Genomic DNA, 14,374 nt, shown 5'->3' on the forward strand with positions numbered 1-14,374 from the left:
CCGGCCGCGGACGAGCCGACCGTCGTCCGCGGTTGGCGGTGCGGACCTGAGGGCCGGGATCTCGCATCCTAGCTCCTGAGTATGCCGGGGTCCGCGGCCGGGGCGCGGAGGACGGCGGGACATCGTCACCGTTTCGTGCCGGGGACGGACCTTTTCGTGTCCTGGCGGACGGCCGGGATCCGGGGCCGTGGCGCGGCCGCCGCGCCGGATCCGGGCACCGGCCCGGATCCGGGAACCGGGCCGGTGCGCCGCGGCGATCGTTGCCCGATCGCAACAGCGCGGGGTGCCCGGAAACCGGTGCCGTACTACGGTGGAAACCGCTTCACAACCTCCGCCGTCGGACAGTCCCGGGCTCTGGCGGGCTCCGGGCGGGAAGGTGCGCCATGCGATCGTCGGACCCGGCCGGTTCCCGGCCGCCGTCCGGTCAGCGGCGCGGCGGATACGGTCCGCTCGCCTGGACCGTGTTCATCCTCGCCGTCGTCGCGGTGCTGGTGCTGCTCGGGGGGTGCCTGTCGGTGCTCTACGGGCCTATCGCCACGGGCGGCTGAAGCGGGCCGGCGCGGTGCCCGGCTCCGGGACCGGCGCACCGGCCGCCGCGGCTAGAACATCGAGATGTGCACGTGGTCGAAGTGGTTCTCGGTGATGCTGCCGCGGTCCTCCATGGGGCGCCAGCCTTCGCCGCCCCGGCGGATGTCCCAGATCTCCTGGCGGTAGATGATGTACATGATCCCCAGGCGTTCTGCGTTCTGCTGCGCCCAGTCGGCGATCCGCTGTCCGCGTTCGCGCTGATCCTGCGGCGGCATCTGGCCGTTGTCGTCGACCATGAAGTCGCAGGCGCGGCCCTTGGGGTGCTCGCCCACGACCCAGCCGCCGTCGGGGCGGTAGCAGCCCACACCGCCGGTTGCGGGGCTCTCGCCGAACTTCTCGATGATCAGCGTGCGCATCTGCTGGGTGCGGGGGGTGATGTTGTAGGGCCCCTGCATCTCCTGTACGGGGTAGTCGGCGATCATCTCCTGGACGTCGGCACGGCGGTCCTCCAACTGCTGGAGGTCCTCCTCCACCTGCTCGACCTTCTCCTCGGAGTTCGCCTGCGCCTTCTCGTCGCGCTCGATCGCCTGTTCGAGCTGGTCGACCTTGTCCTGGTTGGTGGCGGAGAGGTGGCCCACCAACTGGGCCTGGTCGACGATGGCCTGGGGGTCGTCCTCGACGAACATCGCCAGGGCGGGAGTGATACCGCCGCCGGTGTAGCTGGCGACCGCGAGCCGGCGCACCTGCTCCTGGGCTTCGTCGACCTCCTCGCGGGTGCTGTCGGCACGCTCCTGGGCGGTCTCGGCCTCTTCCACCACCGCGTTCATGTCGTTGAGCTGGCCCCGGTAGTCGTCGCTCAGGCTGTCGGCGCGGTCGCGCAGATCCGACAGGCTGGGATCGCCGGGCAGCGGCGCGGCGCTGGAGGGAAGCGAACCCAGCGTGCACGCGGCCAGGGCGGCGGCGACCAGGGCCGCGGTCGTGCGCAGGCCGCGGTGCGGGCCGGGGCTGTCGTCGGGGTCGCGAGGGCACGGGGGATCGGGCGCCCAGAAATCGGCGAAGTCGTTCGCGCGGTCGGGTCGGTCGGACTCCACGTGAGTCGCTCCTCGCTGGCGCGGCACCGCCCGGGGGAGGTGCGCGTACTCGGTCGGATGCGTGGCCTGACTCGGCGCCGCGCGGAGGGGCGGGACGCCGAGCGCCCGCGGTCAGTCAAGTGTTTAGCCTGCCGCAGGCAAGGGTAACCATTCCACTTTGCCAATCGACGGGCCTTACTTGGGCCGCGCATCGATTGTATGAAGGCCGCCCCGGCGAGTGCGGACGGCACGCTCGCTTCCCGGTGCGGCGGCCCCCGGACGGCGCGGTCCCCTGGGCATATCCGATCCGGGGCGTGCACGCGCTGTCGCGCGGGGCGACCGGGGAGCGGCGGGACTCCTCCGAGGTCGCGCCCCCGGTAACGGTTGGGTTTCGGCAGCGGGTATGGGCATTGACTCCACGGGGTGTGACCCGATTCTCTTATGGGAGCGCTCCCAAAAGGGGGTACGGGGACGCGGTCAGTATTCAATCCTCGTGTGACGTAAGGGGTCGCAGATGTTTAAGCGTATCCGCGGTGCCAGGGTGGCAACCGCGATGCTGGGGAGCGGAGCGCTGCTCCTGGCTACCGCGTGCGGTGGCGGAGGAGACTCCGCCGATGGCGGCGAAATCAACCTCGTTCTGGACACCTTCGGGACCCCGGGCTACAACGCCCGTATCCAGGCCTTCGAGGAAGAGCACCCCGACGTCACCATCGAAGAGCGCAACGTCGCCGACGTGGCCGACTACACGCCCCAGCTGCAGCAGAACCTCGCCGCCGGAAGCGGCGCGGGCGACGTGGTCATGGTCGAAGAGGCCAACGTCGCGCAGTTCTACGCCCAGTCCGACCAGTTCGTGGACCTCAACGACCACAACGGTGCCGAGCTCGAAGACAACTTCCTGCCCTGGAAGTGGGACCAGGGCCACAACTCCGACGGCGCCCTGCTGGGTCTGGGCACCGACATCGGCTCGATGAGCATGTGCTACAACATGCCGCTGTTCGAGGACGCCGGCCTGCCCACCGACCCGGAGGAGCTCGGCGAATCCTGGGAGACCTGGGACGACTTCATCGCCAGCGGCGAGGAGTTCATGGACGCCGAGACGGGCGCGTCCTTCGTTTCGACGGTCCAGCCCTACTTCCGCGCGGTCCTGGCCCAGAAGGGCGGCGAGCCGTACCAGAACCGCGACGGCGAGCTGATCATCGAGCAGCAGCAGTCCACGCGCGACGCCTACGACACCGTGACCGAGATGGCCGACGTCGGACTGTCCGGCAGCCTGCAGATCTGGTCGGAGGAGTGGAACGCCGGCATCCAGAACAACGCCTTCGCCACGCTGCCGTGCCCGGCCTGGATGCTGGGCACCCTCGAGGACACCGCCGGCGACGAAGGCACCAACCAGTGGAACGTCGCCAGCGTCCCCGGCGAAGGCGGCAACTGGGGCGGCTCCTTCCTCTCGGTGCCTTCCCAGACCGAGAACCAGGACATGGCCATCGAGCTGGCCAAGTTCCTGACCAGCAAGGAAGGACAGCTCAGTGCCTGGGAGGAAGCCAACCTGCTGCCGTCCAACCCGGAGGCGCTGAAGGACCCGAAGGTCACCGAATTCACCCGGGGCTACTTCAACGACGCCCCCGTCGGCGAGATCTTCAGCGCCACCGCCCTGGAGCTTGAGCCGATCTACTTCGGCCCCGACACCCAGGCCATCGACGACGGGTTCCGCAGCGCCGTCGAGTCCGTCGAGCAGGGCCAGGCCTCGCCCGAGGAAGGCTGGGAGGCGGCTCTGCAAGAGGCCGAGCGCGCCACCGGCGAAGGCTGACGCTTCCCCGCCCGGCGGCCCGGCCCCTCCCCTTCGGCGGTGACGCGGCGACCACGCCCCGCCACCGCCGGGCCGGGCCGCCTTTCACGGCGGCCAGACCCGCTCGCTTCATCACGTCCCGGACCGCTCCGGGACATCGCGAAAGGAGTGCGACGTGACCTCCCTGCAGCACGGCGCCCCGCCGTCACCCGCGCCGGGGTCGGCGGGCGGTGCCGGCGACCGTCCACCCGACTCACGGGACCGGGCGCGTGCTCGCCGCAGCCAGATGTGGAGCAGGCTCGACATCCGGACCTCGCCTTACCTGTTCATCACCCCGTTCTTCCTGCTGTTCGGGATCTTCGGCCTGTTCCCGCTGCTCTACACGGTGTGGGTGTCCCTGCACGACTGGAGCCTCATCGGGGGCAACGAGGGCTTCGTCGGCCTGGACAACTTCGTGCGCCTGGCCGGCGACGAGAAGTTCTGGAGCGCGCTCTACAACACGCTGGGCATCTTCACCATCGCGGTCGTGCCCCAGCTGCTCCTCGCCCTGATGCTGGCGGACACCCTCAACCGCAGGATCCGCTTCGCCAACCTGTTCCGGATGACGCTGGTCCTGCCCTACATCACCTCGGTCGCCGCGCTGGCGATCGTCTTCAGCGTGGTCTTCGGCGGCGAGCAGTTCGGCCTGATCAACCAGGTCCTGGGATCCATCGGACTGGACCCGATCTCCTGGCAGGGGGACCGCTACTGGTCCTGGGCCGCGATCGCCACGATGATCGACTGGCGCTGGACCGGCTACAACGCGCTCATCTACCTCGCCGCGATGCAGTCGGTGCCCAAGGACGTCTACGAGGCCGCCGACCTCGACGGCGCCTCCCGCGCGCGGCAGTTCGTCCAGATCACCGTGCCGCTGCTGCGGCCCACGATCATCTTCACGGTCATCATCTCCACCATCGGCCAGATGCAGCTGTTCACCGAGCCGACGATCTTCGGCAACAACGGCTACGCCGGCGGCACGCAGGGCCAGTTCCAGACGGTGATGATGCTGGTCTTCCAGGAGACGTTCGACTACCAGAACTTCGGCTACGCCGCCGCGATCTCCTGGGTGCTGTTCTTGATCGTGGTCGTCATGGGACTCATCAACGTGTGGCTCACCAGCCGGATCAAGGGGGCGGAATGACGGCCACGACCATCGAGCGACCCGCCCGGCCGCACGACGAGCGGCCCCGCCGCCCGCGGCGCAGGCGCTCCGGCGGCGGTCTGCGCCGGATGCGCCAGGCCACACCGCTCACCTACTTCGCACTGATCCTGACCTTCGTGCTGTCGGTCTTCCCGCTGTGGTGGATGATCGTCGTCGCCACGCGCACCACCACGGCCGCGTCGCAGTTCCCGCCGGCGCTCCTGCCGGGCGGCAACCTCGTCGACAACGTGGGCCGGCTCTTCACCAACAACTCGGCCAACTTCCTGACCGGCCTGATGAACTCGATCATCGCCTCCACCACGGTGGCGGCCTCGGTCGTGTTCTTCTGCTCGCTGGCCGGATTCGCCCTGGCCAAGCTGCAGTTCAAGGGGCGCGGCTTCTTCACCGTGGCCGTCGTGGTCACCATGGCCGTGCCGGTGCAGATCGGGCTGGTCCCGCTGCTGATCCTGATGGACTGGCTGAACTGGCGGGGCGATCTGCAGTCGGTGATCGTGCCGTTCATGGTCAGCGGCTTCGGCGTGTTCCTGATGCGCCAGTACGTCCTGCAGACCATCCCCGACGACCTGATGGAAGCCGCCCGCATCGACGGGTGCTCCACCTTCCGGATCTACTGGAGCGTCGTCCTGCCGGCGCTGCGCCCGGCCATGGTCGTGCTGGGCCTGCTGACGTTCATGCAGACCTGGAACGAGTTCATCTGGGCGCTGGCCGTGCTCACCCCGGACAACCCGACCGTCCAGTTCTCCATCCAGCAGCTGAACGAATCGGCGTACTCGCGTGACTTCGCCCTGATGTTCACCGGCGCGACCTTCGCGACGCTCCCCTTGCTGATCATTTTCTTCGTGTTCGGCCGCCAGCTGGTCGGGCGCATCATGGAAGGTGCGATCAAAGCGTGACCCAATCACACGTGTCCACCGTCGCCGATCCGGCGGCCGAGACCGCCGGCGGCGCCGACCCCGCCGTCCGCTTCCCCGCGGACTTCGTGTGGGGCGCCTCCACCGCTTCCTTCCAGATCGAAGGAGCCACCACCGCCGACGGGCGGGGCCCCAGCATCTGGGACACCTTCTCGGCGACCCCGGGCAAGGTGCTCAACGGAGACACCGGCGACCCCGCCGTCGACCACTACCGGCGCTACGCCGAAGACGTCGGGATCATGAGCGAACTCGGCATCGGCGCCTACCGCTTCTCCGTCGCCTGGCCGCGGGTTCTGCCCGAGGGCGGCGGCACCGTCAACCAGGCCGGGCTCGACTTCTACGAACGGCTGCTCGACCGCCTGCTGGAAGCCGGGATCACCCCCTGGCCCACCCTTTACCACTGGGACCTGCCCCAGGCTCTGGAGGACAAGGGCGGCTGGCCCGAGCGCGACACCGCCTACCGCTTCGCCGAGTTCGCCGAAGCGCTGCGCGACCGGTTCGGCGACCGCGTCCGCGACTGGACCACGCTCAACGAGCCCTGGTGCGCGGCCTTCCTCGGCTACGCCGACGGGGTGCACGCGCCCGGCCGCCGCGACCCGGCGGCCGCGCTCGCCGCAGCCCACCACCTGCTGCTGGGCCACGGCTTGGCGGCGCAGGTGCTGCGCGAGGGCGGATCCGAGCGCCGCGTGGGGCTGACCCTCAACCAGACCACGGTGCGCCCGTACACGACCTCGCCGGCCGACGTGGCGGTGGCCCGCCGCGCCGACGGGGCGCGCAACCGCATCTTCACCGGTCCCCTGTTCCAGGGGAGCTATCCCGCCGACATCCGCGAGGACCTCGCCGGCATCAGCGACTTCTCCTTCGTGCGCGACGGCGACCTGGACCTCGTCTCGGCGCCGCTGGACCACGTGGGCGTCAACTACTACACGCCCGAATGGGTCTCGGCCACCGCCGAGGGCATCGACCCCGAGCGCGTCGAGAGCGGCGGTGACGGCGGTGCCTTCGTCGGCTGCGACGACGTGGTCTTCGTCAACCAGGGCCTGCCGCGCACCGGCATCGGCTGGGAGATCGACGCCACCGGGCTGTACGAGGTCCTGGTGCGACTGTCGGCAGAATGCCCGGGAGTGCCCCTGTACGTCCACGAGAACGGTGCGGCCTACGACGACGAGGTCGGCCCCGACGACCGGGTCCACGACCCCGAGCGGGTGGCCTACATCGACGCTCACCTGCGTATCGTGCACGAGGCGCTGAAAGCGGGCGTGCCCATGCGCGGCTACTTCGTCTGGTCGCTGCTGGACAACTTCGAATGGGCCTGGGGCTATTCGAAGCGCTTCGGCGTGGTCCACGTCGACTACGAGACCCAGGTGCGCCGCGTGAAGGACAGCGGCCGCTGGTACGCCGACGTCGTCGGTGCAGGTGGCCTGCCCAGGTAGTGGCGGATGCAATGCTGGTACGGGCGTGAACGCGCCCGGCACTGTGCGGGGACCGGGGAAGGTGTTGCGATGAGTGGGGCCCGGCGGCCGACGCTGGAGATGGTGGCCGTGCGCGCCGGAGTCGGCCGCGGCACCGTTTCCCGCGTGATCAACGGGTCGGACCAGGTCAGCCCGGCGACACGCGAAGCGGTGCGCAACGCCGTCTCGGAGCTGGGCTACGTCCCCAATCACGCGGCACGCACCCTGGTCACCCGGCGCACGGACACCGTCGCGCTCGTGGTGCCCGAGCCCAACGACCGGCTGTTCGCCCAGCCGTTCTTCGCCCACGTCGTCCGCGGGGTCAGCGCCACGCTCAACGAGCGCGACCTGCAGCTGCTGCTGACGACCGTGCGCTCCGCCGACGAGTACGGCAGGCTCGGGGACTACCTGACCGCCCATCACGTCGACGGCGTGCTGCTGGTGTCGCTGCACGCCGACGACCCGCTACCGGACCGGCTGGCGGAGGCGGGCGTCCCGTGCGTGATCGGCGGCCGGCCGTCGTGGCCGACCAGCCACCCCATCCACTACGTGGACATCGACAACGTCGGCGGGGCGCACACCGCCACCCGCCGGTTCGTCGAGACGGGGCGGCGCGACATCGCCACGGTGGCCGGCCCGCCGGACATGGTCGCCGGCGAAGACCGGTTGGAGGGCTACCTCAAGGCCATGCGCGAAAGCGGCCTGCCCACTCCGCCGGAGCGGATCAGGCGCGGCGACTTCAGCTACGAGAGCGGCGAGGCCGCCACTCGCGAGCTGCTGGAAGCGGCGCCCGGCATGGACGCCCTGTTCGTGGCCTCGGACCCCATGGCGCTGGCGGCCATGCGGGTGCTGCGCGAATCGGGGCGGCGCATCCCCGACGACGTGGCGGTGATCGGCTACGACGACTCCTCGTTCGCCTCGCACAGCGACCCGCCGCTGACCAGCGTCCACCAGCCCACCGAGCGCATGGGCGGGGAGATGGCGCGCATCCTGGCCGACGTCGCCATCCCCGGTGAGGCCGACGCCAGCGAGCAGGTGCTCGACACCGAGCTGGTGGTGCGCGAGTCCGGATGACGGTCCGCTCCGGACCGCCCGCGTGGACGGAGCGCCCCCGCGCCACGGTATAGCGTGAGGCCGGGAGGAACAGGGCCGAAAGGTCCAGTCTGCTGCGGGGAGGGGAGCGTTCGATGCGGTGGGTGACCTACCTTTCGCCGAGCGGGGGAGAGGAGCGATCGGGCGTCGTCGACGACGGCTGCGTCTTCGGCTACCCCGGCGAGCAGAGCGTCCCCGAATTGCTGGGGCAGAGCCGCGACACCCTCGCCGACGCCTTCCACAAGGCGCTGGCGTCCCCGGTCGAGATCATCGTCGAATTCGAAACCCGGCTGTGCGCGCCGGTGCGCCCCGAGAACCCGGTTCCCGTCCGTGTCGGCGGCGAATGGACGGTCCTGGACCCCGGCCTGGTGCGCGGCACCGACGACGGCGTCATGCTCCCCGCGGGCGAAACCGAGCTGACGGCGACCGTCGGCGTGCTGGCGCTGTTCGGCGGCCGCGGCGGGCACGCCGGCTACACCCCGGCGTGCCTGTGGAGCGCCCCCGGCGGAGTACCCGTGTCGCTGAGCCTGGGCCCGGCCATCGTCACCCACGACGAGTTCGACGGTTCGCCGCTGGCGGTGGAAGCGTCCGTGGAGGGCGGCGTCCTCGCCCGCGCCGAACTGGACGGCGGTCTGGAGTGGGCCGCCGGCGCCCCCGGCGGTCTCGTCGCGGCGGCGCTGCCCGTCCGCACCCGCCCCCTGGAGCGCGGCGAGGAGCTCTACATCGACGGCGGCCCCCTGGGCGAGTTCGAGGTGCGCGTCGGCGCGGGCGCCTGAGGGCGGACCCCGGGAACCGCGTTTGGCGGCCGCCACCCGGGCCGCCCGTGCCGCAGCCCTCGGAGCGCCTCCGGCTGCGTGGTCCCCGGACGGGTTCCAGCCCGTTCTCGCTCGTTCTAGCCCGTGTACTCCCAGTGCCAGGGCTCGAACCCGCCCTGTGCCCATTCCGGGTTGTGCCACCCGTAGTCGGGGGCGTTGGCCAGCATCCACGTGTGCTCGTCCGACCCGTGCCGGTTGACGCCGCCGCACAGGTCCACCGCCGCCCCACGGCCGTGGACGCTGGTGCCCGGGCTCGCCGCCTCGCCTGCGGTCCGCTCGCGGAATAGCCGGACCTGGTCCGAGAAGGGCCGGTAGGAGTCCGTCACGCACGCCGGGCGGCCGAAGCGGTCCCGGAAGGCGCCGTCGAGTTCGATGAAGGCCGCCGCCGCGTCCGCGCGCAGGCTCTCCCCGGGCTGGGGCAGGGGGCACAGCGCCGCGGCCGGAATGCGCCCGTTGGAACGGCCGTCGGCGCCGGATGCGGTGCACGCGCCGCCCGCACCGCCCGGGCCGCCGGAGGACCCCGTGTCGCCGCCCGAGGCGGCCGCTGAGCCGCCCGCGGCCCCGTGTGCGCCCGCCGTGTCCTCGGAAGCCGATCGGGCCCGCTCCAGTGCCTGCTCGCGCTCCCGCTCCGACGCCGCGGCGCCGTCGCGCTTCTGCTCCAGTTCGCGTTGCACACGCGTCTGCTCGGCGGTGATGCCGGCGAGGGCGTTCTCCTGCTCGGCGACCGCATCCAGCGCGTCGTCTTCGGCGTCGGCGGCGTCCTCGGCGGCGTCGCGGCGCTCCTGCTCGGCTTCTTCCGCGCGCTCGCCGAGCGTTTCGGCCGCGCTCAGCGCGGCGCTGGCGGTGTCGACGGCGGCCCCGCGCCGGTCGCCGAGCAGCGCCAGGTCGGCGCCGCGGTCCAGGGCATGCTGGGGCCCGCCGGCAGTCGCCCAGGCCAGGGCAGGGCTGAAGTCGGCGCCCATCGAGGCGGCTGCGGCGTAGTCGGCGGCCTCCTCGCGGACGCCGTCGGTGCGCTCGCGGGCGCGCTCGGCCGCCAGCGCGGCCGACTCGCTCTCCTGCTCGGCCTCCTCCAGACGTTCGAGGGCGTCGGCGTGCTCGGCGATGCGGTCGTCGGCGCGCTCGTAGAGCCCGTCCAGGCGCGCGCGGACCTCGGCGAGCCGTGTCGCCAGGTCGGCGAGGGTCTCTTCGTGCGCGGCCTCGTCGCCCCGGCCGTCCGGGGCCGTGCCGGATCCGGGTGGTGCGGCGGCTCCCAGGACGGTGCACAGCGCCAGGCCGAGCAGTCCGGCGGCGCCGGCGCGTCCGCGTCCGGTCCCCGGGGCGTCCTTTCGGCCCGCGGTGGTGCGGTCGCGGTCGGCGGGGCCCCGCCGACCGGGGCGCTGCAGGTGCCAGTGTCCCGATTGCACGGAGACCCTCCCGGAAACGCGGCGCTCACCGGCGACGATGACACGGAGCGGCAGTCGTTTCACGGACCGTCGGAGGCGTGTCCAAAAAGTTATCGCAGCAATTTCGGTGGACCGATACCCGGGGTGAACACGGCGCAGGTGGGCCGGGTCGGGCCAGGTAAGCGGGTTTTCGCAGGTACTCCGGCGCCTCCGGGTGAGGTGCGCCGCCGCTCAGGCGGGGTGTGGCATCTGAGTGGATTGGTACGCTATCAACCTCACGTGCGCTGTTTTTTGGTTTATGGTGCACAACGCCTCTTCATTCCCCCTGAGGGCGCGTCCGGGTGCGGATCCCCACTCTATTCCGCGCCGACCGATCCGCGCGGCAGGCCCGATCGGGCCTGCCGGAACCACTCAGGCTCCATCGGACGCATTCGGACCCGGTATCGCTCGCAGGGAATCAGGAATCCGGCGGTTGAGGCGGTGAACACGAAAGGTTGCGAGGGTCCGTGTCGACACGAGCGACAGATGACGGAGGCGGCGCCGCTCGGGGCGAACCGCAGGCCGGCCGCGCGGCCGTGCCGGCGGAGGGCAGGCGGCGCTGGTGGGCACCGCGCGAATGGCGCGTGCGCCCCCGGTTGATCGCGCTCATCGTGATCCCGACTGCGGTCGCCCTCGTGCTGGGCGGGCTGCGGATTTCGGAGAGCGCCGTCAACACGGTCACCCACGACCGGATCGAGGAGGCCGCGGCGCTGGGCGAAGCCGTCGTGGGCCTGTCGACCGAACTGGGCCGCGAGCGCCTGATGGCCGCCGCGTTCATCGCCGACGACCCCAACTACGAGCAGCGCTCCGAGGAGTCGCTGACGGCGTACCAGGACCAGGTGAAGGAGACCCGCCAGGCCGAGCAGCGGGTGAAGAGCCTCATCGACGGCCTGGGCGCTCCCGGAACCCCGCTGATGGCGACCCGCCTGCAGCGGATGCAGGGCAGCATGGGCAACCTCGACCGTGTGCGCGACGAGGTCGAGAACACCCGCCTGACCGTCCTTCCGATGGTCACCAAGTACACCCAGGTGCTGGACTCGCTCGCCGACTTCAACCAGACCATCGCCGAGAGCACGAGCGACACCGAGCTGCGTGAGAGCGTCCGGTCGCTGACCGCTGTGGCCAATGCGCGCGCTGAGCTGTCCTACGAGGGCGCGCTGATGGTGCACTCGCTGCTGCGCGGGTCCATGTCCGAGGGCATCCGCTCCGAGATCGAAGACAGCCGGGCCACGTTCGAGAACGAGCGCGACAACTTCCGCAACAGCGCCACGACCGACCAGCGCCAGATGTACGAGGAGACCTTCGTCGGCGCGGAGGTCAGCCAGATGTCCACCACCCGGCTGCGCATCGTCATGCGCGCCCGGGACGGCCAGGACCTGTCCGGCCTGACCCCCGGCGACACTCCGGACGCCTACCAGGAGGTCGTCGGCGACGTCCTCGACCGGATGAACGAGATCGAGTCGAACCTCGCCTCCTCGGTGCGGTCCCAGGCCGACTCGCTGCGTACGGCCGAACTGAACCGGGCCATCGTCGAATCGGTGCTGGTCCTGGCCGTACTCGTCTCCGTGTTCGCCCTGACCTCGCTGGTGGTGCGCTCCCTGGTGCGGCCGCTGCGCGCACTGCGCGAAGGCGCACTGCGCATCGCCGAGGACGACCTGCCCGGTGCGATCTCGCGCATGCAGGAGTCCAGCGCCTCCGGCGAGGTCGAGGTCAGCCCGATCGAGGTCAGATCCCGCGACGAGATCGGCGAGGTCGCCCGCTCCTTCGACGAGGTCCACCGCGTGGCGCTGCACCTGGCCTCCGACGAGGCGGCCCTGCGCAGCAACGTCAACGCGATGTTCGTCAACCTCTCCCGGCGGAGCCAGACCCTGGTGGAACGCCAGCTGCGGCTGATCGACGGTCTGGAACAGGGCGAGCAGGACGACGAGCGCCTGGGCGACCTGTTCCAGCTGGACCACCTGGCCACCCGTATGCGCCGCAACAACGAGAACCTGCTGGTCCTGTCCGGCCAGGACAACACCCGCAAGTGGGCCCAGCCGGTTCCGCTGGTCGACGTGCTGCGCGGCGCGGTCTCCGAGGTCGAGGAGTACGAGCGCATCAACGTGCGCGCCCCCTCGCACATCTCGGTGCTCGGCCGCCCCGTCAACGACGTCATCCACCTGGTGGCCGAGCTGGTCGAGAACGCCACCTCCTTCTCCTCGCACGATTCCCCGGTTGCGGTCAACGCCCAGGTCATGGAGGACGGCGGCGTTCGGGTGGACGTCACCGACAGCGGGATCGGCATGCCGCCCGACGAGATCCGGGCCGTCAACGCGCGGCTGGCCGAACCCCCGGTCATCGACGTCGGGGTCTCGCGCCGCATGGGCCTGTTCGTGGTCAGCCGGCTGGCCGCCCGGCACGGTATCGGGGTCCAGCTGTACGAGGCGCACAACGGCGGCATCACCGCGTGCGCGATCCTGCCGCCCGATCTCCTGATCACGCCGGTGGAGCCGCAGGCCGCCCTGGACTCCCCGAGTACCCCCGGCACGCCCGACACCTACGCCGAAGCCGCTGCGGCGTTCGCGGCGAACCCCGCACCGCCCGAGCCGTCGATCTGGGGTGAGCAGCGCGGATCGGCCGAGCCCCAGCTGCCCAAGCGCGAACCGGGCATCAACCGCGCCGACGGCGCCGGCGACGAGCACCCGCCCAGTGGCGAGGACCTGTGGCAGGGCAGCGGATGGAACCTTCCGCCCGAGCAGCCGGAGCAGACCCGGCCTCCGGAACCGCCCGCCGCCCCGCGGCAGCAGCCGCAGCCGTCGTGGGGCGAGCCTCCGCAGCAGCCGCCGGAGCCCCCTCAGGCGCCGCAGCCCCCGGAGCCGTCATGGGCCGAGCCGCCCCAGGCGCCGCAGCCTCCTGAGCCCCCGCGGGCCGAGCCGCCGCAGGCGCCGCAGCCTCCTGAGCCCCCGCGGGCCGAGCCGCCCCAGCCTGCCCAGCAGCAGTCCGGCGCACCGCAGTGGGACGCCTGGGACACCCGGCGCTGGCGCGAGCAGCGGCCGAGCCGGCAGCACAACGACGAAACGCCCACCCAGTCCTTCGCCCAAGCGGCCGAAGCGGCGAACCCCTGGGCGTCGCAGCCGGACCCGGCTGAGAACGGCCGGGTCGACGGAGCCGACGGGCAGTCCCGGCAATCGGGGCGTCCGGACGACTCCCGCCCCCAGCCCGCCTCTGCCGAGGCGGGCCGCCAGGAGTGGCACGAGCCCGAGAACCGCGAGGGATACGGCTCCGCCGCCTACCTCTCGCGGCGCTACGGCGGGGGAGCCGGACAGGACACCGTCGTTCCGCCCTCGCCCGAGGGCGGATCGGATTCCCTGCCGATCTTCGACGCCATCGAGTCCAACTGGTTCCGCCGCCGCAGCGGCGGACCCGCGACCGAGCCCGAGACCGGGCCGCTGCCGCGCTTCGACGCCGATCCGGCAGCCGCTGCCGAGGAAGCCCCCGACCGGCCCCAGCAGCCCCAGGAGGGCTCCCCGGCCGGCCGCACCTCGCGGTACGGTGCCGATACGGCAGGCGCCAACGGCTCCTCGGGGCGACAGGGTGATCAGTACATGCAGCAGGACGAGGGCGCACCGGGCGCTCATCAGCCTCACGAAAGCCCCGCCTCCGCTGCTCAGCAGCCCCACGGCACCGAGGACGACTGGAGGTCGGAGGCCGACCGCGGATGGGAGGCGGCGCGCACCGCCGCCGACCCCATGGCCGGCGGACTGACGACCTCGGGCTTGCCACGACGCGTTCCCAAGGCGAACCTTGTTCCCGGAACGGCCCCCGAGCCGGACAATGTCAAGCAGGTCCCGGCACGCTCCGCCGACCGGGTGCGCAACCGCTTCTCGGGCTTCCAGCGCGGGGTTCGGGAGGGCCGCAACCAGATCGGCGGAAACGACGAGGAGAACTAGTGCTGTACGCGGGCACGGTCAGGCGCGTTCCGACCCGCTGCGGAGAACCACCGGGTCGGAGTCCCGACATATCACGGAACGGCGATGGATTAGTATCATCGGCACCTCTCGTGATGATCAGCAGCAAGCAACCGATTAAGGTCTCTACGGGAGCCTATTCGGCCGACGCT

10 protein-coding genes are annotated in these 14,374 nt (G+C 71.4%); 8 read left to right on the top strand and 2 right to left on the bottom strand.

Annotated elements, in window-relative coordinates:
- Positions 1-383: 383 nt before the first annotated feature.
- Entirely contained in the window at positions 384-548 is a 165-nt protein-coding gene (locus tag HNR25_RS21180; protein ID WP_184638026.1) for a hypothetical protein, read from the top strand.
- 51 nt (positions 549-599) lie between these two features.
- On the opposite strand, the gene HNR25_RS21185 is transcribed toward HNR25_RS21180, so the two are convergent.
- Positions 600-1,619 (bottom strand): coiled-coil domain-containing protein, encoded by a 1,020-nt coding sequence (locus tag HNR25_RS21185; RefSeq protein WP_184638028.1) that lies wholly within the window; start codon positions 1,617-1,619, stop codon positions 600-602.
- A gap of 520 nt (positions 1,620-2,139) precedes the next feature.
- On the opposite strand from HNR25_RS21185, the gene HNR25_RS21190 reads away from it, so the two are divergent.
- From HNR25_RS21190 to HNR25_RS21215, 6 genes are all read left to right on the top strand, one after another.
- Positions 2,140-3,405 carry an extracellular solute-binding protein gene (locus HNR25_RS21190; protein ID WP_312862664.1) on the top strand — a complete coding sequence of 422 codons (1,266 nt, stop codon included), beginning with the start codon at positions 2,140-2,142 and terminating at the stop codon, positions 3,403-3,405.
- Positions 3,406-3,670: 265 nt separating this feature from the next.
- On the top strand, positions 3,671-4,564 hold the full coding sequence (locus tag HNR25_RS21195) for a carbohydrate ABC transporter permease (RefSeq protein WP_184639642.1): 894 nt from the start codon (positions 3,671-3,673) through the stop codon (positions 4,562-4,564).
- A complete protein-coding gene (locus tag HNR25_RS21200) occupies positions 4,561-5,478 on the top strand; it encodes a carbohydrate ABC transporter permease (RefSeq protein ID WP_184638030.1) in 918 nt (305 codons plus the stop codon). Before HNR25_RS21195 ends, HNR25_RS21200 begins: the two co-directional genes overlap by 4 nt.
- 11 nt (positions 5,479-5,489) lie before the next feature.
- A complete protein-coding gene (locus tag HNR25_RS21205; RefSeq protein ID WP_184639644.1) occupies positions 5,490-6,929 on the top strand; it encodes a GH1 family beta-glucosidase in 1,440 nt (479 codons plus the stop codon).
- 69 nt (positions 6,930-6,998) lie between these two features.
- Entirely contained in the window at positions 6,999-8,021 is a 1,023-nt protein-coding gene (locus HNR25_RS21210; RefSeq protein ID WP_184638032.1) for a LacI family DNA-binding transcriptional regulator, read from the top strand.
- 113 nt (positions 8,022-8,134) lie between these two features.
- Entirely contained in the window at positions 8,135-8,815 is a 681-nt protein-coding gene (locus HNR25_RS21215; protein WP_184638034.1) for a hypothetical protein, read from the top strand.
- 116 nt (positions 8,816-8,931) lie between these two features.
- Here the strand turns inward: HNR25_RS21215 and HNR25_RS21220 are convergent, their stop codons facing one another.
- The gene (locus HNR25_RS21220; protein ID WP_312862666.1) at positions 8,932-10,257 is read right to left on the bottom strand and encodes a M15 family metallopeptidase; all 1,326 of its coding nucleotides are present in this window, start codon (positions 10,255-10,257) and stop codon (positions 8,932-8,934) included.
- Between the two features lie 485 nt (positions 10,258-10,742).
- On the opposite strand from HNR25_RS21220, the gene HNR25_RS21225 reads away from it, so the two are divergent.
- Complete coding sequence (locus tag HNR25_RS21225) at positions 10,743-14,204, top strand: sensor histidine kinase (RefSeq protein WP_312862667.1); 3,462 nt, start codon at positions 10,743-10,745, stop codon at positions 14,202-14,204.
- Positions 14,205-14,374: the final 170 nt, after the last annotated feature.

Origin of the sequence: Streptomonospora salina, from assembly GCF_014204715.1 — a bacterium.
Lineage (GTDB): Bacteria > Actinomycetota > Actinomycetes > Streptosporangiales > Streptosporangiaceae > Streptomonospora > Streptomonospora salina.